The following is a 20,211-nucleotide window of genomic DNA, read 5'->3' on the forward strand; positions in this document are numbered from 1 at the left end:
CCGTCTTTATTCGGCAGATTCCCGTGAGGGCTTATTCTCCTGTCTCAGCCTCAATCTTATGCCGGCCTTTAAGCAGATACCACAGCGGGCTGGCTACAAAAATCGACGAATAGGTACCGGAAATGATACCGACTAACAGCGGCAGCGTCAGCGCCTGCACAGAAGCATTGCCCATAACATGCAAGGCCAATACCATAATCAGCGTTGTCAGCGAAGTATTGATCGACCGGCTGACTGTTTGGCTGACACTGGCGTTAATCATCGCCTTGTAGTTGCGGTGTTCCATCTTCTTCTGGTTTTCTCTGATCCGGTCAAAAATAACAATCGTATCATTGATCGAATAACCGACAATCGTCAGCATTGCCGCCACAAAGGAATTGTTAATCGGCACAAACAGAACCGAATAGACCATAAAGACTACGAAAACATCATGCAGCAGTGCAATAATCGCAGCCACACCAAAGGTAATATCCTTAAACCGGAACCAAATATAAATCAACATCAGCACCGATGCGACCAACACCGACAGAACCGCGTTCCGGCGCATTTCCCCGCCGATGGTGGCACCGATGGTTGACGACTGAATCTCCTGCTCGGTAATACCATACTTGGCGATCAATGCCTCATTCAGCTTTTGTCTTTGTTCCCCGGTCAGTGTTCTGGTCTTAATAATGAACTGCGATTTGCCGTCCAATCCCTTAACCGTATTTAACTGCGCCGAAGTTTCGCCGGTTGCCTCCTGAATCAGCGGCAGAACATCGGCCTGAAGCTCGTCAATCGACTGATAGCTCTTGTCAACCGACACAACGGTTGAAGTACCGCCGGCAAACTCAATATCATAATTGAGCGCTTCGCCCTTGCTGCTGCTGTTGACAGGCAGGAACACAAAGCCTAAAACAATCAGCACAATCGATAAAGCAAAAAATCTGACTCTGGTTTCCACAAAATGATATATCTTCCGCGGTTTTTGCTCCTCTTCGCTTCTGGCTTTCGGCTTCCAGCCCAAAGCTACCAGGCCGTCCAGCAAAGCTCTGGTAACAACTAACGAAGTAAACATCGACACAATGATACCAAGTGCCAGCGTAACGGCAAAGCCGCGAATCGTTCCGGTGCCCATGACATACAGCACGGCTGCTGCAATCAAAGTAGTGATATTGCCGTCCACAATTGACGACAGCGCTTTGTTAAAGCCGGCCTTTAACGCCGCCTGAATATTCTTGCCTTCCCGCAATTCTTCCCGGATCCGGGCAAAAATGATAACATTGGCATCTACCGCCATACCAACCGATAGAATCATACCGGCGATTCCGCCCAAAGTTAAGGTAATATTACCCAAGCTCAAAATCACAATCACCAGTGCCGAATAAAAGACCAAAGCCACTGATGCTGCCAAACCCGGCACGCCGTAAAAAATAATCATAAACAGGAAAATTAAAGCAATACCGATTGCGCCTGCTTTTAAGGAAGTTGCAATCACGTCCTGTCCCATTTTGGCACCGACGATATTGGAACGCAACTCCTGCAATTCCAGAGGCAGCGCACCGATTCGAATAAAAGATGCCATCCGGTTAGCGACATCATGATTCTCCATATTGGTAATAACTGCCCGGCCGCCGGATATTCTTTGCTGCACAGTCGGGGAAAGCAAAACCTGATTATTATACAGAATATGAATAACCTTACCGATATTGGCGGCGGTTGCTTCCTCAAACTTCTTAGCGCCTTCATCCGTCATTTCCAAAGCAATCTCATAAGAGCCGCTGACACTTTGGGTTGATTTTTGCGGCTGCGCATTTTTGATGTCTGCTCCGGTCAAAATCACCTTACCGGTTTCATCGGCAAAAGCCAAACTACCCGGCGTTCCCAACTCCTGCAAAATCTTTTCCGGATCGTTGACATTGGGAATATCGACATTGATCCGATTTTCACCTTCGCGATACACTTCGTATTCAGTGTAGCCGCTGTCGGTGATTCTGCGCTCTAATTTAAAAATCGTATCACTGATTGCTTCCTTACTGGGATTGGGAGTGACGGTTTCATAAGTAATACTGACACCGCCGGCCAGATCAAGACCCAGCTTGATATCCCTAATGCTGCCAATTTGCTTGCTGCCAAATCCCATGGCGGCCGTGTATACGGCAATTGCCAGCACCAGCAGCGCCACTAAAAATTTGGTCATTTTCTGTTTTTTCATTCTTTTTTCTTCCTCCTGTCGGTAAAAATCTCAAACTCCATTATAATCACTGCTCCCCGGATAGTCAAGTAAAATTCCGCCCTCCATCTGGCTTCGCAAGCGGAAGGCGGAATTGACTGAACTAAACTTTCCTGAAAGCGCCGTCGGTTTTATCCTGAATTTATTTTCCGGCTGTACCGACCGCCTCAATTTCCTGCAGCATTTGATAAATTTTGCGGTGATAATACCACGACGGTGCCCATTTACCGCTTAAATCGGAAAGCATTACCGCCGTACCTTTTAAAAACGGAAAATGTCTCGGATCAGGCGTATCGGCTTTGGGATAACCCGCCAGACCGGCATACAGCGCGGTATGATCGGTATGCGCCTCAATCCCTTCCCGCCAATCGGCAAAGCGTTTATGCGAACCGGCAACAAAGCCGTCTCCGCCCTCGGTCACCTTTAAACCGCAGGGATTATGAAAAGAAGTATCCAAGCCCGCCATACTGGGTACCTGATACAAAAAGCCGGTTTCATGACACATCTGCGCGTATTGAATCACGGGATTTAAACCTTTTCTCTGGCAAACCTCAAAATAAATATCAATCAGCGCCAAGCCCTCCTCCGACATGCCCTTACGCGCGGCCCACAAATAAAGCTGCTCCTTGCTCGCGGTAGCCGGCCCGGCTAAAGAATAAGGCTTTTCATCCGGAAATTCCGGTTTAACCTCTTCGCTGACTTCAGCCGGCGAAGATGGTTTTTGCCGGGTCAGCGGCAGAGCGGCATAATCTTCTTTTTTGACTGATTTTTCGACTGCCAGATCTGCCGATTTCGGCTCGGCCTGAGCATCTGTCAGCGCCAGTTCCGCTAAAAGCGCCTGCGCCCGGCTGAATACTCCTTTGGCCATCAGTTCTTCGGCCAGCATTTTGCCGCCGGCGGTCTTGGTGTTTAAAGCAGTATAAGCCACTCTGACCGCATCTTTCCGGTAAAAAGGATTGATTGACCAGTTAGACAACTGGCTTTCATTGACTAAGTTTTTAGACATGGCAAACAGCTCCGGCTGATTCCAGACAAAATCAGCCGAATCGTCCATGCCGTCTCGATAGCCCATCGCCCGCAGCATATAGGTCAAAAATGCATACGACTGGAGTGATACCTCCGGTGCAAACGTACTCTCGCTCACCCCCTTGGTAATCCCCTGCTGATAGGCATAATAAACATAGGGCTTGCCCCATTCCGGCACATCGGTGAAAAACTCCGTTTCCGGCTGAAAGCGCAAAGCATTCTGCTCCTCGCCCAAAAGCCGGAGCATTATCACCAAGCCCTCTAATCTCGTCGGCTGACGCTCCAACTCAAAGCCTTGTTCGGTTCCCCGAAAAACGCCCAAAAGTTTGAGTTTATTGGCGTATTCCTCCTCACCGGCCGCCGAAGCTGTCACCGAAAACAACGCCAAAACGCTGATCAGCGCCATTACTTTGATCAAAAACTTATTCATAACTTCCTTTCCTTTGTTTCAATTTTGTGCCCATGATACAAGACTGCTTCCGATTTTACCGGCGCGGTCCTTTGCCAAAGCCTGCGCCGGCTTTATATTGTCAGCACGTCAAAAGATGATAAATCCTTTTGCGCTAAGCCCCGCTCGAATTTTCACCCTTTTTGTGCTTTCGCTATTTCAAGTATCCCTGCGCCTTCAAAAGCTCGGCAATCAGCACCGCCCCACCGGCTGCGCCGCGTAAAGTATTATGCGATAAGCCGACAAAACGGTAATCAAAGATATTGTCTTCCCGCAGCCGGCCGGCCGATACCGCCATGCCTTTTTCCAGGTCCCGGTCCAAATGTGTCTGCGGCCGGTCATTTTCAGTAAAATAGTGAATAAACTGTTTCGGCGCCGACGGCAGCTCCAATTCCTGCGGCAGTCCTTTAAACTCAGCCAATGCTTTTACGATTTCCTCTTTTCCCGGCTTTTGGCCAAAGCGGACGGAAAATGTAGCCAAATGTCCGTCTTCGACCGGCACCCGCACGCATTGCGCCGAAATAGTCAATGCATCCGTGTTTTCAATCCCGTTTTCAGAAACCCGGCCAAAGATCTTTAGCGGCTCCTGCTCCGACTTTTCTTCCTCACCGCCGATATAGGGAATAATATTATCGGTCATTTCCGGCCAACCGGCCAAGGTTTTGCCCGCCCCGGAAACCGCCTGATAGGTACTGACAAAAACTTCTTTCGGTTCATACTGCCACAGCGCCGCCAAAACCGGCACATAGGACTGAATCGAACAATTCGGCTTAACCGCAATAAATCCTTTTTTGGTACCCAGCCGCTTTCTTTGCTGCTCAATCACCTGCAAATGCTGATGATTAATCTCCGGAATAACCATCGGCACATCAGCCGTCATTCGGTGAGCTGAATTATTGGACACTACCGGGATTTCAGCCTGCGCGTATTTTAATTCCAGCTCCTTGGTTTCCTGCTTATCCATATTGACAGCACAAAAAACAAAATCCACTTTTTCTTTAATTGCTGCCACATCCTCGGCATCTATGATGATCATCTGACCGACAAACTCCGGCAGCACCGTTTTTTGCGTCCATCTGCCTGCCACTGCCGAGGCGTATTTTTTCCCGGCCGAACGGGCACTGGCTGCCAAACAACTGATTTCAAACCATGGATGCCGTGCCAGCAAAGTAATCAAGCGCTGGCCAACCATCCCGGTCGCGCCGACAATTCCCACTTTTAATTTTTCCGACATGATATAACCTCTCTTTGCTTTTCTTATTCTCCGCGCCTGCCTTCACTGCCGTACATTTTTTCATAAACGGCAGTGTATGCTCTGTTTTTCCGCGGCAAAGTCAAAAATCATCCTCTTTAGGACTCTTTTTCTACCGTTTCTTCCGCTTTTTCTTCTTTTTTATCGGCTTTGCCGGCTTTCTTATCCTCCGGTTCTTCGTCTTTATGAATCGTCAAATCCGGTTCGGTTACTCCGGCAATAGCGCTTTTATGCACCGGAATCAAAACTGATTTGTTCTTGCCGAACTCAACCACCACCACATCGTTAACCACATCAGCCACCTTGCCGTAAAGACCGGAACTGGTCATCACGCTGTCGCCCACTTTTAAATTATTTTGCATCATTTGGGTTTCTTTTTGTTTTTTCCGCTGCGGCCGAATCATAAAAAACCACAGGACCAAAAGCATACCGCCCCAAACGATGACCAGTTCCATCATGCCGCCGGCCGGTGCTGCGCCTGCGGTTAAGCTAAAAATTTGATTCATTTTAACTTCCTCCTAAGTTTGGTTAATTTTATTTTTGTACTTCCTGAAAGCTGCTCAGCTTTCTTTTTTTATAGGTTAAAAATTCACCGGCTTCGATTGCCGTCCGAATTTCCGCCATCATTTGATTGTAAAAATACAGATTATGCAGGACACACAAGCGCATTCCCAGCATTTCCCCGGCTTTCAGCAAATGGCGCAGATAGGCGCGCGAGTGATTGCGGCAGGCCGGACAGCCGCAGCCTTCCTCAATCGGCCGGTCATCGGTTTCATAGCAGGCATTGAATAAATTGCGCCGTCCCTGATTGGTATAAACATGGCCGTGCCGGCCGTTGCGGCTGGGATAAACACAGTCAAAAAAGTCAATTCCCCGCTCCACTGACTCCAAAATATTTTCCGGCGTCCCGACCCCCATCAGATAAGTCGGCTTCTCCAGCGGCAAATGGGGGACCGTCTTTTCCAGAATCTCATACATTTCGGCATGGGTTTCCCCCACCGCCAACCCGCCGACCGCATAGCCGTCCAGCTCCATCTGGCTGATTATTTTGGCGTGTTCAATCCGAATATCGGCATAAATACCGCCCTGATTAATGCCAAACAGCATCTGCCGCCGATTGATTGTCCGCTCCTGCCGGTTAAGCACTGCCATTTCCGCCTGGCATCTGGCCAGCCAGCGGGTGGTGCGGGCAACCGAAGCCGTCACATATTCCTTAGAAGCCGGAATCGGCGGACATTCGTCAAAGGCCATGGCAATCGTTGAGGCTAAGTTCGACTGAATCCGCATACTCTCCTCAGGTCCCATAAAAATCTTGCGGCCGTCGATATGCGAGCGAAAATGCACACCTTCTTCCTTGATCTTGCGGAGTGCTACCAGCGAAAAGACCTGAAAACCACCGGAATCGGTCAATATCGGCCGGTGCCAATTCATAAAACGATGCAGCCCGCCCATTTTGTGAACAACTTCGTCCCCCGGCCGCAAATGTAAATGATAGGTATTGCTCAGCTCCACCTGGCAGCCGATTTCCTCCAAATCCAAAGCCGATACTGCGCCTTTAATCGCTGCCGCCGTACCGACATTCATAAAGACCGGCGTTTCAATCACGCCATGCGGCGTATGAAAGCGCCCTCGCTTGGCACTGCCGTCTCTTTTTAATAATTCATACATCTTAGCCTGCTTTCTTTCATTCAATAAAGTTCCATCTCCAGCAAAAGCTCCTGTGCCGCCAGCAGACGAACCATTTACTGCTCTGCGCATTAAAACAAATTCATCCGCTTACTGATTTCAGTGAAATAATCCAACATGCGCCAACATTTTTATTCGCCGAAAATCAGATTTTCCATTTATTTTAAGCCCGCCGCTTGGTCACAGACATACTAAATACTTCATCCAAAACTACCATCACACAGCCGGCAAAGACCAGCAAATCAGCAATATTAAAGTAAAGCTTGCCGCCAATGCTGGCATAATCCGTGACAAATCCGTTCCAGGCCCGGTCATAAAGATTAGCCATGCCGCCGAGACTGGTTAAAAGCCAGCCGATCTGATATAACCCCGTTTTTTTTCGGACAATGATATAAATGGTATACAAAACGCTGCACAGCACAAAAATCATCTGATATTTCAGCGCTTTCTTCGGCTGATTCTTAAGCAGCCCTTTATACACGCCGTAATTTTCCACATACCCCAGCCTGAGCGGCCCGATCCGTCGCGGCTGCTGTTTCCAGTCGGCTTTCGCCTTCAGCCGGAGATAAAAATCCAGTATCCATATCCCTATCATTGCATTCTCCTTTTAATTTTTCCCGACCTGACTGATATCATACGGCGTCCGCTGATATACATAGTAATTCAGCCAATTCGAATAAAGCAGGTTTGCATGCGAGTTCCACACCGATTTGGGCGTCAGATAAGGATTATCCTCAGGGAAATAATTTTTCGGCAATTCAATCGCCAATCCCTTGCCCCTGTCCCGGTCATATTCCTGCTTCAAAGTCAGTGCGTCGTATTCGGAATGACCGGTCGCAAAAACATTGCGCCCATCCCTAGACATAATCAAGTACGGCCCGGCCTCATTGCTGACAGCCACTAATTCCAGTTCCCCGACTGCAGCGATATCTTCAATATGAACCGTCGTATAGCGGGAATGCGGCACCAGAAACTCCGGATCAAAGCCCCGTGTCAGCGGACAAAATTCCTTAACTACCCGATGTGCAAAAATACCGGACAGCTTTTTTTCCAAAGGAAACTTCTTAATGCCGTATTTATGATAAAGCGCCGCCTGCGCTCCCCAGCAAATATAAAAAACCGAGGTGACATGGCTCTGCGTCCAGTCCATGATCTCTGTCAGCTCCGGCCAGTACTCGACTTCTTCAAACTCTAAGAGTTCAACCGGTGCGCCCGTAATAATCATGCCGTCAAACTTACTGTCCTTAACTTCGGCAAAGTTTTTATAAAAATTACTTAAATGAGCCTTGGCCGTATTCCGGCCGACATAGCTGGCAGTCGTTAAAAAGGTAATTTCCATTTGCAGCGGCGTATTGGACAGCATCCGCAAAAGCTGGGTTTCGGTCTGCTCTTTGAGCGGCATCAGGTTTAAGACCGCAATTTGCAAAGGCCGAATATCCTGGGTCATTGCCCTTTCTTCGTCCATTACGAAAATATTTTCCTTTTGCAGGATTTCTCCCGCCGGCAATCCTTTCGGTATCTTAATCGGCATTCTAACCTCCCGGAATTATATTTTAGTCAGCTTGGCCTGACTTTTCCCTAAACTCTGCTTCGGTAATGATGGGAATATTCAGTTCCTTGGCTTTTTTATTTTTAGAAGAAGCCGAACTGATGTCATTATTGATTAAATAATCGGTTTTGGCAGAAACGGAACCGGTCACCTTGCCGCCGCTTTGCTCAATAAAGTCTTTCAATTCATCCCGATTGCCATAATGCTCAAGGCTGCCGGTAATAACAAAGGTTTTCCCCTGAATAAAAGGATTTCCCGTTTCCTCTTCCGCTGCCGGATTGCTTTCCGGCAAGTGCAGCCGGCTTTGCAGTTTTTCCAGCAAGCACCGGTTTTCGCTGTCGGCAAAATAATCCTGCACCGACTGGGCAATCACCGGCCCGAAACCCGGCACCGCCTCAATTTGCGCTGCCTCCGCGTGCATGATGATATCTAAATCATTGCGAAAGCTTCTGGCCAGCAGTTTGGCATTGCTAAGACCGACATTCGGTATCCCCAGCGCATAAATAAAGTTACCCAGCTGCGGCGCTCTGGCCTTCTCAATTGCCGCTGCCAGCTTGGCATAGGATTTTTCGCCAAAGCCCTCCAGCCCGATAATTTCCGCTTTGTGTTCCGCCAATTTGAAAATATCAGCGGCATCCGTCAAAAAGCCTTTTTGAATAAACTTTTCCAGGGTGGCTTCACTCAAACCTTCAATATTCATGGCATTACGGCTGACAAAATGCTCCAGCCCCCGCAGTTTTTTGGTCGGACAAGCGGGATTAACGCACAGCAGGGTCTTAATGTCATTGACTTCCCTAAGCTCCGCTTTTTGTCCGCAGACCGGACAGGCCTCCGGCAGCGGCAGACCGCCGCTTCTGGTCAGATTATCCGCCACCTGCGGAATAATCATATTGGCCTTATAGACCGCTAAAACATCCCCCAGGCCCAACTCCAGTTCTTCGACAATACTGATATTGTGCAAAGAGGCTCGGCGCACCACCGTTCCTTCCAAATCGACCGGCTCAAAGACCGCAATCGGATTAATCAGCCCGGTACGGGACACCGACCACTCCACCTTAACGAGAGGTGTTTCCCTAATCTCATCCTGCCATTTAAAAGCAATGGAGTCCCGCGGAAACTTGGACGTTTCTCCTAATCCGCGCGAATAAAGGATGTCATCAATCGTCAGCACCAAACCGTCGGTTGTATACGGATTTTTAGCAATTTCCCGCTCAAACCAGGCAACCGTCTCCGGAATCGACGCCGGCGTCACCTTTTTAAAGAAAACCACTTCAAACCCGTTATCCTGTAAGAAAATAAGTTCTTCTGATTTTTTGGCAAACTCCCGACCGGCGGCCTCCACTAAGGTAAAGGCACAAAAATGAACCTTGCGGCCGGCGGTAATTTCGTTATTAAGCTGGCGAACCGTACCGCTGCATAAATTGCGCGGATTTTTATACTGAACTTCCGGCGGCAGGTCGGCGTTAATCCGCTCAAAATCAGTATAGCGGATAACGGCTTCGCCCCGCAGCACCAGCCGTCCCCGGAACGGGATTTGATCCGGCAGATTCGCAAATACTCTGGCATTATTGGTCACAACCTCGCCAACCAGCCCGTTTCCTCTGGTCACAGCCTTGGTTAAACGACCATCTTCATAGGTCAGCACCACCGTCAGTCCGTCCAGCTTCCAGGAAAGCAGACATTCCTGATCGGTAAAAGCCGCCAAGTCTTCCACACTCTTGGTTTTATCCAGGGACAGCATCGGCCGGTCATGTTCTTCCTTCGGCAAAAACGCCACCGCCTGATAGCCGACCTGCCGGGTGGGGCTGTCCGCATAGACAATGCCCGATTTTTTTTCCAAAGCCAGCAGCTCATCATACAGCTCGTCATACTGCTTATCGCTCATGATTTCCTGATTTTTGGCATAATACGCTTCATTAGCGTTTTTCAGCAAATCAATCAGATCCCTCATTCGATTTTTCATCTTCTATCCTATTCTTCGTCCTGATTGCCCCAGTTATGATAAACGTTCTGCACATCGTCGTCGTCTTCCAGCATATCCAGCAGCCGGTTCATTGCCTTAATGCTGTCAGCATCGGTCAAATCGGTCGTTGTCTGCGGAAGCTGCGTTACCTCAGCCGAGATCGGCTGATAACCGGCTGCCAGTAAAGCATCATTGACTTCGCTGAAGGTTTCCGGGTCGGTAATGATTTCATAGCCGTCGTCGGCCGCACTAAAATCCTCTGCTCCCGAATCAAGTGCCAACATCATCAGTTCATCTTCACTGACTTTGGAGCTTTTTTCAATAATAATCTGTCCTTTTTTATCGAACATAAAGGTAACGCTGCCGCTGGTGCCGAGGTTTCCCTTACCTTTGGTAAAAGCACTGCGGACATTGGCAGCCGTCCGGTTTTTGTTGTCGGTCAGACACTCGACAATCACCGCGATGCCCTCCGGCCCGTAGCCCTCATAAACAATTGCCTCATAATTCGCTCCGTCGTTATCGCCGGCCGCTTTTTTAATCGAGCGGTCAATCGTATCATTCGGCATGTTGCTGGCTTTGGCTTTGGCAATTACGTCCGCCAGTTTCCGGTTCAGGGACGGGTCAGCTCCGCCGCCGGTCTTAACCGCTACTGCCAGTTCCCGGCCGAGCTTGGTAAAAATCTTACCCTTTTGCGCGTCGTTTCTTGCCTTTTTGTGTTTAATGTTCGCGAATTTACTATGTCCTGACATAATTTTACTCCTTTAATTTTCATTGTTCTGACTTCACTTGCGTCGAGTCATACTTCTTTTTATTTTACCATGAATTCTGTTAATCTACAAGGGGAAAGTTATGAAAATGCCGGCCGGCGGCAACCGATAAGAAGCAAGAGATGAACTTCAATACCAAATGAGAAGAGGAATTTAAAAAAGTCCATTTGCATGGACTTCGTTAGGATGCGGATAGTGGGAGTCGAACCCACATGGTTTCCCGCTAGATTTTGAGTCTAGTGCGTCTGCCAATTCCGCCATATCCGCTGATTGTCAGCCCTTTTTTTGCTGACTTGAACATAATATCATAACTTGTTTTAAAATGCAAGTATTTTTTTTCAGGATTTTTCTCCCCTTTTTTTTGAGATTTTTTGAGATCTCACGGCAAAAGTTCGGAGTAAACATATACCCGTTGTTTATGCGGCGCATATATTTACTCCGATTGATTATCTTCCTTATCCGTGGCTACTGTACCGGCACGCCTGACAAGCCCGCCGGATTGAATCAAACCTTTGACTTTGCCTCCCCGGAAATAAAACGCAGATTCTCGGGAATAACTCCTTCCCTGCCGAACAAGTCCTTATGAAGTCCCTGCCAAAGATCTTCTATCGAGCCCTCACACTCTCTCAAATCATCTAAAAACATATGATTTTTTCTATTGAGAAGCTCAAATGCTTCCATTTTCCTATCCGCTTTTGACATTGCAATAATACTGTCAAAATACAGCCGGGGGTCTTCTTTCACTTCCGCTTCAAGGCTGTCATATAAATTCAGCCACTCACTAAAAGCCTCTGCTTTTAATAAAATATAGGCAGCCGTTTTAAGATATTGAATATCTTTTTTACGTTGTTCCGCTCCTAAAACCATATATTTCGCAGCATCCAGCATATTATTTTCATTAATCGAAAGGACTGCCAGAGCTTCAAGCGTCCACGGATTCCTGCTAAGTTTATCCGCCTTATACAGCGCCTCTCTTGCAGCCCCAAGTCGCTCTCCCTTTATATCCTCGGCAAGCAGCATACACCCTATCTCATACCACGCCAGCCAGTTATTTTCATTTGCTTCTCCCTGTTTGGTACTATCCTCCAGTTTCTTAAAAAGCCATAGATTGCACACAAAATCTTCCGGCGGATTTTCCGGGTTTTGCAAAGGCAAAATACCCGTTTCGATAAATGCCTTCCACGCAGAAGAATTAAATGCGTCCTCGGCAAAATCCAGATGCCGATATATCTCCCTTTCCCCTGAAGCGCGGGCAATACAATTATAACAAGCCCCGCCGTTGCTGCCCTTGTGTACCGTTTTACCGGGCCGATCGGCAAATGCTTTGCTGTTTACAAGGATATCGGATAAACTGCAGCTATGCCAATGCTCATCGACAATTCTCTGCACAGCGTCAAGGAACAAAGGATATTCTTTATCCATCATTTCCCGGGACACAGTAATCGGCCCATATTGCTCTAACCATTCCCACTCGGCATTTGCCGGCATACGAACACATCCATACTGTGTTTTAGGCACACCGGCCTGTATTTCAATATAATTTCCCGCTTTCTCGGTAAGAAATCTTTGCCAGTTTTGCGACCCGGTATCATGTCCCCAGGAGAATAGTTTTCTGGACTGCAGCCTATCTGTCGACAGATGGAGAAGGCCATTTCCGTCTTTATCTATATTGGCAATAAACTTATGTGCGTTCTCAGGAATGTCAAAGAAATAATCCACCTGTGTCGGTATATGTTCGTACTTAGAAATATCAATCCCGCCAGCTATCGGTATATCCGTTTTCCAGACCCTCTCCTGATCGGCTGTAAATGCCTTGGAAGCCGGGACTGCAATCCTGCCGCCCGGGTACTCCGGAACTGCAATATTGCTCCACCAGTACATTTGTATTTCATGATTGGTCACATTGCGGATTCTCATTCTGCAATTCAAAAATCTGTCCTGTTCACCCAGCCAAAAATCCATCTGATAAACAGCCTCTCTCACCCGCTCAAACTCGTACATCCGCAGCACCGGCACCTCATCATCCGTCATCAACTCAGCCGCAAATAACGGTCTGGCTGTAAACGGAGAATGCCCAATTAAAGATATATTCCATTCCACTCCGCCCGAAAACCAGGCATTGCAGATCGCCAGATTACTGAAACGAATCACATCATTATGATAAATCAGGTCTCTGTCATTTACTTTATCCTTAAGTCTCCACAGACGCCCTCCGAGAGTCGGAAGAAACTCCGCATATAAAAAATCATTTTCCAATATAGCCGTATCCAGCTCAATTTCTCGTAATTTTCTATTATATCCCGCCTGTTGTCTGTAGGGATAGGAAGTCTTTCTCATTCCGTATCCAACCTCAACTGACGGTTCCTGAATAAGGTCTAATTTTTCTTCATACCCAAAACCCAGCAAATCGGGCAGTGAACTTTCCTCTCCAAATTCTCCCGTCTTAAATATTTGTTTCTCAAACCGAATAATTGGTTTCATTATCTGCCTCCAATCCAAAATGTTACGTTTATTTAAATCCGGAGGTTTCCCTGAATGCATGCTGCTTTCTGCGGCATTCCCCTCCATCCGTCCGCAATAGCCTGCTATCCCGCTCCATCTATCCTTTAATCGCCCCGATCATAATACCTTTCACAAAATATTTCTGCAGGAACGGATAAATACAAAGAACCGGAATAGTAGAAACAATAATCGCACTATATTTAATCGTCTGAGCCAGATAAATCTTTTTCTGCAATGCCTCAGGGTCAAGACTTTGTGTTTGACTGACATTTCCGACGGTATTTGTGACCAGCAAATTACGCAAAAAAGTCTGTAACGGAAGCAAATTCCTGTTATTAATATAAATCAGTGCATTAAAGAAATCATTCCAATGTGCCACTACATAATAAAGGGCGATAACAGCCAATACCGATTTGGACAGCGGCAAAACTACCCTGAACAAATATTGAACCGGGTTTGCCCCGTCAAGCACCGCCGCTTCCTCCAAGGTTTGCGGAATACTATTGACGAAATAACTCCGCATAATAATCATATTGTAGACTGACAGACAGCCCGGAATCATCATCGCCCATATCGTGTCTACAAGATGCAATTTTTTAACTACCAAATAGTTGGGAATCAGACCTCCGGAAAAATACATCGTAATCATACAAAGCAACATAATAATGTTTTTGGGCATGAACTTTCGCCTTGACAGCGGATACGCCATGCAGATAGTCATTGCCATATTGATCAGCGTTCCCGCCACGGTATAGAACAGGGTATTTCTATACCCAAGCCAAATCTCCTTATATTTGAGAATTTCCCGATAGGACTCCAAAGAAAATCCCTGCGGCCATAATACCACCGAACCTCGCCATACCGCATAAGGATCGCTAAATGACGCAATAATCACAAACCACAACGGCCATATAAAAATCACAAACAGCAAAATCATAATCCATAAATTGACCGCATCGAAAACCTGATCTGAATTGATTTTTTTCTTTTTATTCTTTAACACCGCCATTGCAATTCCTCCTACCACAGGCTTTCTTTCACTGTCATTTTGGCGATTTTATTGGCTGAAACCAGCAGCAGCATATTGATGACCGAGTTAAACAGGCCTACTGCCGTGGAATATCCATAATCATTATCGACCAGACCCACCCGATACACATAGGTAGAGAGCACATCCGATGACGCGATATTCATCTGATTTTGCAATAAAAATACTTTCTCAAAGCCTACACTCATCAGCGATCCGATTTGCAGAATCAGCAGCATGACAATCGTAGGCTTAATTGATGGCAGATCCACATGAAAAATACGCTGCACCTTTGAAGCTCCGTCAATAATCGCCGCTTCATGAAGTTGATAATCTACGCCCGACAGCGCTGCTATATAAATAATTGACGCCCAACCCATACCTTGCCAAACGCTGCTCCATACATAAATAGACTTAAAATATTTGGCCTCGCCCATGAACTGAACCGGATTCATCCCCACCAACTGCATCAGCTTATTGATAATTCCGGTATCGGCATCCAAAAAAATAATAATCATGCCGCACATAACCACCGTCGAGATAAAGTAGGGCGCATAGGAAACCATCTGCAAAATCTTCTTAAACCGTTTTCGCCGCAAATAATTAAGCAAAAGCGCAAAAATAATCGGAATCGGAAACCCTGCCACTAAGCTATACACATTAACCAGAATCGTATTTTTCAGCAGAAGTCCGAATTTGTAACTTCTGAAAAAACGTTCAAAATTATACAGTCCTATCCACGGACTGCCCCAAATCCCTTGACTGACCCGATAATCCTTAAACGCCAGCTGTACTCCCGCCATCGGAACATAACAGAAAATAATAAGGTATAAAAGCGGCAGAGAGACCATAATATACAGTGTCCAATTTGCCTTAAAATCTTTTTTTAACCGCTTGCAAAACATCCCTCGCGGAGCGGACACACTGCTGTTTTGTTTTTTTCTCGTATGATCCATATTGCCTCTTCCTCTCTTTGCCTGATCGATAGATTTTGTGCGGAGAGCATGCCGCTCCCCGCACAGGCCGATATTTTCTTATTTCATGCTTTGGTATGCATTGTTGTAAATATCCTCATACTCCTTACCGCCCATTACATCCAGCTGTTTCAGATAGGAATCCCAGCTTTCCTCAATGGTCGTCTTTCCGGTCACTACCTGAGCCATATACTCGTTGATGTAATCGGAAATATCCGTAGTAATCTCAGCCGTTCTCTTGGAATCTTTTTCTGTAAGCTGAATTGCCGGGAACGGTTTTCCACAGGTTTCAGAAATACGGTCTTCCTCTAAACTTCCCGAAACGTTTGTGGCATCATGATATTCTTCTTTAAAGTACACTTGCGGCCATGCCATCGGTGCATATGCCGAACCCTGCAGTGTTGTGTTGTCACGAACCGTGGATTCGTCCTCACCGTATTCGGTGCCAACCATGTACTCCCATTTTCCGTCTTCGCGCCACCGCCACGTTTTGCCCTCTATGCCCATGACTGCAAGGATTCCTCCCTCCTCACTGTAAAACTGATCCGCCCACGCTGCCGCAATTTCCGGTGTCTTACACTTGTCCGTTATCGCCATTCCGCCTTCCGAAAATCCGGATGTTGCACTAACGCTGTTCTTTCCCCACGGACTCAGCACCGTATAATCATAGCCTTGGCTAAGCGTTGCTCCTACCGTTTCGCTCGGTGACCAGCTGTAAAAGTAACCATAAACATCCGACGGTCCCTGCGCATACTGCTGATCAATTGTCTGGGAAAAGCAGTTCTTATCCAGCAGTCCTTCTTTATAAAATTTGCTAAGCCAAGAAAGAAATTCTTTATACGTTTCTGTCCGCGGTACATAAACGATCTGATCATTGTCATCTACCGCACAGAATGTGTTAAAATCCATCGCCTGCAGATACTGATAGAGATAAATCGGCGGGACGGAATTATTCGCTTCAAACGGAATCTCATCTGCAATACCGTTGCCGTTCGGATCTTTCTCCTTAAAGGCTTTAAGCACTTCATAAAACTCTTCCATATTGGTCGGCTCTTTCATTCCGACCGCTTCAAGCCAGCGGTTATTCTGCCAAAACAGAATCGTTGCAATGCCCTTCTTCTTAAGTTCCGGCAGCGCATAAATATTTCCGTCTCCCGAAGTGATATACTGCCAGCCGTCTTTCTCATCCAGCAGTTTTTTCAAGTTCGGCATATACTGATCAATTAAATTGTTTAACGGAATCAGCACGCCTTGCTGCCCGTATTTTTCTATTTCTTTATGCGTCAAAAACGATTTAAACAGTACATCTGGATAATCTCCCGAAGAGAGAAGCAAACCGCGCTTATCGCCCAAATCCGCCGGCAGGCACGACGTTACTTCCCAATGTACATTTGTATTCTTTTCCGCCTCCTGAAAAGCCAGTACAGTCGGCAATTCCGCTCCGGTATATCCGGCCGCGACAGCAAACATACTCATCGTGACCGGCTCTGCCAACGGAAAAGTAATCCCCTCGGCAGTAACACCCTCGTTCACAGCATCCGTACCCTTCTTCTCATCCTCCTTTGTTTCCTCTTTCTGCACAGGCTTATCGGTCGAAGTTTCTTTCGGCTGCGTGCTTCCGCAGCTTGCCAGCATGCCCATCAGTATTACCGTTGACAGTATCGCTGCAATTCCTTTACTATACCTTTCTCTCATAGTTCCTATCCTCCTTCCTTTTATTTGCAGCTGCCCTTTCAATAAGGCAGCCAGTTGCCTCTTAATACCGCAGTAAATAAATTCCGTGCGGGGCGGCTGTAAATGTATAAGTTCCATCCGATTCGGCACATATTTCTATCTCCTCATACTCATGACTTGCATCCACAGCTGCCAATACCGCTTGCTTTCTTGCTTCATCCGTTATTTGCAGCAACTCCAGCCTTATGTTTTCTTCCTGTCCGCGAAGATTTACTAAAAGCGCTGCTCCCTCATGACCGTTCCAAGTCGCTAAGCCGTAGATCTTATCATCCAATCCCGACATACCTGCCTGTTCCTGCAGCCGGTACAGCTCATTAAAAGCTTTAAACGCATAATATGCCTTAAATATTTTCCGCCCGACCGGATTAAATAAACCGCAATAGCTTGAACCGACCTGAGCATCATAGTACATGCAGGCATCGATTGCCGTATTCTGCAAGGCACACATCATCGCTGCAATTCTGGCTGCGTCCTCACAGGTTCCCCTCATATTATAACCGGCGTTCCATTCATTAAAAATCAGTTCCGTTGCCTGCAATCCCGCTTTATCCAATTCGGCCCGCGCATAAGCTGCATATTGTACATTTTCCTCAATATCGGCATAACTGTGAAAAGAGAAGAAATCCAGCGGCGCCCTGTGCTCAGTCGAAGTAATATGTTCCAGAAACTTATGGAAAAACTCCACAAAATACCCGACACGCGATGAAGAATGCGCGCTTTCCGAATAGTCCGAACTGCTCAGGTAATAGAAACCGCAGCTGCTGTATCCTCCTATTTTCAACTCCGGGAATCTCTTTTTCAGATAGCAGGATGCCGTTTCATACAGTTCAAAATACTGCTCCATCGTCCCCCGCCACATTGGGTTCTCCATCGGCTCCGGCATATTATCCGGTTCGTTCCAAATCTCCCAATAGCGGATCTTATAGTAATATCCATTGCCCCAGCCCTGCGTATAATGCCGAATAATTCCTTCACAAATTCTGGCCCACTGCAAATTATCCTCCGGCGGATAAATATTGTATGCCTTGATTTGATGCAGGTTTTCAATTGAACATCCCAATCGATAAAAAGGCTCCATCCCATGCTTGACAATTTCTTCCATCAGCTTGTCCGTAAAAGCAAAATCATAGTTCTCGATTCGATCCGGATTAGCGTTAAAATCAGGAAAAACATTGGCAATATCCACATAATGCGCGCCGCCCCAATCACCGCCGGTATCATGCAATCGGGAAAAAGGGATTCCCGCTTCCTGCAGCTTGCGGAATAATCCAGAATCTCCATAATCCTGCGGTGTAAACGGCACATTATTGACACCATGCATCGGCTTAATCCTGCCGCATTTTTCTTTACCGTTTATTGTGATTATCATATTTTCTCCTTTCAATCCCTTCCTGTCCACAACATTTTACTCTCTTTTACTACCTCTTCAACAAGAAGATTCCCTCCATCCGGTCCCACAAAAGTAGATGCCGGGTCGCTGCTGTAAGAGCCGCCGCGTACGGCCGCCAATGTCGGTAAATATCCTAAATAACCATCGCACAGCTGGATCTGAAAGGTAATATCCGCAGGTAACTGTGCCCGGATACGCAATCCATACTCCACAAACAGCTCAAACGGAGTGGTAATAATCGCCGCCCGCCCCAATCGCATTATGTGCGTTCTGACCGTAATCTGCCTGGATTGTTCCTGCTGCCGGTACCGGTCCAGAATCCCGACAGGCTGATACAGCACCAGTTCATCCTCTATCGTCATTCGATGATCAGCGTCAAAGCGCGCTCGATATTCTTCTACCACCTGGAATGCCCGGCAATACATATCCTTGCTCACAGTCCGCAGCGGCAGTGATAAGTCACTGACATGATGAATAAAAACAGGATCGCTCCATTTCTCATTTCTTGCACTCTCAAAGCCGCGTACCACCGCCTCGGTAATCCGCTTTCCGATTGCCTCACACTCCTCGGTCATATCCAAATTGCGGAAAACCTCTCCCGTCTGTTTTCCCCATTCCTGCAATTCTTTCCGGTTTTTTTTGCTGATTCTTACCAAATCAAGCGGATTCTGATCTCCGGCAGCACCGCACAGCGGCAGTACAAAAATATCACCTAACCTGTCACGAATGCTCCGACGTGTATAATGCCAATAGTCGGCCGAAATAAAAGAATGCAGTTCCATCACTTGTGCCGGACACGCCACATTTACTGCCGTCCCGGTAAGCCGTCCCTGCTCATTCCATGTGTAGAGTAACTGTACGGACGGATCGGTTCCTCCCTCCATCCGCAAAAACATTTCGCTCGCACAGTCTCCGTACATCCGGGTTTGCTCTGCATCTCCCGCCGCAAAGACCGGTCTGCGGTTAAATCCCACCACCGCATATTCACTCGCCGTACCGATATATCCCTCTCTGCGATCAGCCCATGCTGCTTCAATCACACCGGCTATTTTATCCGTCAGAAAACTCTCTGCTTCTTCTCCCCAAAGGATGTCACCCGGTAATTCCGGCTCTATCAATCTTTCTTTTCCTAAATAGGAGGCAATCAGTTCATTTCCTTTCACACTAAACCGACTGGAAGTATGACTATGGGTAGCACATAAAAGAATATGATCCATCGATAACTCCGATTTCCCGCGCAGACGTTCTGCTACCGCCTGTCGTAAAAAATCCGGCACTGCAACCGTATCCATCGACACAATTACTGCTATGTTCTCCCCCTGCTCCAGCGCCAGAGCTGTCGCCGTAATCGGATCATGTACATACCGGCTGACCCGCAGGTATAACTGTCCTGCCAAAAATACCGGTCGTGAAGGTGTAATGTCCGTGCTGCTCCATCCGATTCTAATTCTTTCCATAGCCGCCCCCATTTCATTCGCTTTAATGCAATTTTTTATGCAATTTTGTATCGCTTCATTTTCATTATTGCAAATTTTGTCCGAATCCACATCTACGTTTTATTGTTCATTTATATTATTATATTTATAATCATACGATATTTTTTGTGAAATGTCAATATTTCCTTCTTCCTATTCTTTCGATTTTAATGCAATTTTTATTTATTTTTTGCATTATCGCTAGT

Annotated in this window: 15 protein-coding genes and 1 tRNA gene; all 16 read right to left on the reverse strand. The window is 46.9% G+C overall.

The window, feature by feature from the left end:
• Positions 1 to 31: 31 nt before the first annotated feature.
• Complete coding sequence (locus C3V36_11490; GenBank protein AVM69807.1) at positions 32 to 2,194, reverse strand: protein translocase subunit SecDF; 2,163 nt, start codon at positions 2,192 to 2,194, stop codon at positions 32 to 34.
• A 160-nt stretch (positions 2,195 to 2,354) separates the two neighbouring features.
• Positions 2,355 to 3,668 carry a hypothetical protein gene (locus tag C3V36_11495; GenBank protein AVM69808.1) on the reverse strand — a complete coding sequence of 438 codons (1,314 nt, stop codon included), beginning with the start codon at positions 3,666 to 3,668 and terminating at the stop codon, positions 2,355 to 2,357.
• A gap of 172 nt (positions 3,669 to 3,840) precedes the next feature.
• Entirely contained in the window at positions 3,841 to 4,920 is a 1,080-nt protein-coding gene (asd, locus tag C3V36_11500) for an aspartate-semialdehyde dehydrogenase (GenBank protein AVM69809.1), read from the reverse strand.
• A gap of 116 nt (positions 4,921 to 5,036) precedes the next feature.
• Positions 5,037 to 5,444 (reverse strand): preprotein translocase subunit YajC, encoded by a 408-nt coding sequence (gene yajC, locus C3V36_11505; protein AVM69810.1) that lies wholly within the window; start codon positions 5,442 to 5,444, stop codon positions 5,037 to 5,039.
• 28 nt (positions 5,445 to 5,472) lie between these two features.
• Positions 5,473 to 6,606 (reverse strand): tRNA guanosine(34) transglycosylase Tgt, encoded by a 1,134-nt coding sequence (locus C3V36_11510; GenBank protein AVM69811.1) that lies wholly within the window; start codon positions 6,604 to 6,606, stop codon positions 5,473 to 5,475.
• Positions 6,607 to 6,787: 181 nt separating this feature from the next.
• Positions 6,788 to 7,219, reverse strand: a complete 432-nt coding sequence (locus C3V36_11515) for a hypothetical protein (GenBank protein ID AVM69812.1) — start codon at positions 7,217 to 7,219, stop codon at positions 6,788 to 6,790.
• 12 nt (positions 7,220 to 7,231) lie between these two features.
• Positions 7,232 to 8,155 (reverse strand): homoserine O-succinyltransferase, encoded by a 924-nt coding sequence (locus tag C3V36_11520; protein ID AVM69813.1) that lies wholly within the window; start codon positions 8,153 to 8,155, stop codon positions 7,232 to 7,234.
• Between the two features lie 22 nt (positions 8,156 to 8,177).
• Positions 8,178 to 10,136 (reverse strand): DNA ligase (NAD(+)) LigA, encoded by a 1,959-nt coding sequence (locus tag C3V36_11525; GenBank protein AVM69814.1) that lies wholly within the window; start codon positions 10,134 to 10,136, stop codon positions 8,178 to 8,180.
• An 8-nt stretch (positions 10,137 to 10,144) separates the two neighbouring features.
• On the reverse strand, positions 10,145 to 10,885 hold the full coding sequence (locus tag C3V36_11530; protein ID AVM69815.1) for a YebC/PmpR family DNA-binding transcriptional regulator: 741 nt from the start codon (positions 10,883 to 10,885) through the stop codon (positions 10,145 to 10,147).
• Positions 10,886 to 11,090: 205 nt separating this feature from the next.
• A tRNA-Leu gene (locus C3V36_11535) sits at positions 11,091 to 11,170 on the reverse strand.
• Between the two features lie 237 nt (positions 11,171 to 11,407).
• The gene (locus C3V36_11540; GenBank protein AVM69816.1) at positions 11,408 to 13,471 is read right to left on the reverse strand and encodes a DUF5107 domain-containing protein; all 2,064 of its coding nucleotides are present in this window, start codon (positions 13,469 to 13,471) and stop codon (positions 11,408 to 11,410) included.
• 31 nt (positions 13,472 to 13,502) lie between these two features.
• A complete protein-coding gene (locus C3V36_11545; GenBank protein ID AVM69817.1) occupies positions 13,503 to 14,414 on the reverse strand; it encodes a sugar ABC transporter permease in 912 nt (303 codons plus the stop codon).
• Between the two features lie 11 nt (positions 14,415 to 14,425).
• Positions 14,426 to 15,388, reverse strand: coding sequence for a sugar ABC transporter permease (locus C3V36_11550; GenBank protein AVM69818.1), 963 nt, complete (start codon positions 15,386 to 15,388; stop codon positions 14,426 to 14,428).
• A gap of 78 nt (positions 15,389 to 15,466) precedes the next feature.
• Entirely contained in the window at positions 15,467 to 17,218 is a 1,752-nt protein-coding gene (locus tag C3V36_11555) for a hypothetical protein (protein AVM69819.1), read from the reverse strand.
• Positions 17,163 to 18,509 carry a hypothetical protein gene (locus C3V36_11560; GenBank protein ID AVM69820.1) on the reverse strand — a complete coding sequence of 449 codons (1,347 nt, stop codon included), beginning with the start codon at positions 18,507 to 18,509 and terminating at the stop codon, positions 17,163 to 17,165. The genes C3V36_11555 and C3V36_11560 overlap by 56 nt, the downstream gene beginning before the upstream one ends.
• A gap of 11 nt (positions 18,510 to 18,520) precedes the next feature.
• Entirely contained in the window at positions 18,521 to 20,077 is a 1,557-nt protein-coding gene (locus C3V36_11565) for a hypothetical protein (protein AVM69821.1), read from the reverse strand.
• Between the last annotated feature and the right edge of the window lie 134 nt (positions 20,078 to 20,211).

It is taken from the genome of Lachnospiraceae bacterium oral taxon 500, from assembly GCA_002999035.1.
GTDB lineage: Bacteria > Bacillota > Clostridia > Lachnospirales > Vallitaleaceae > W11650.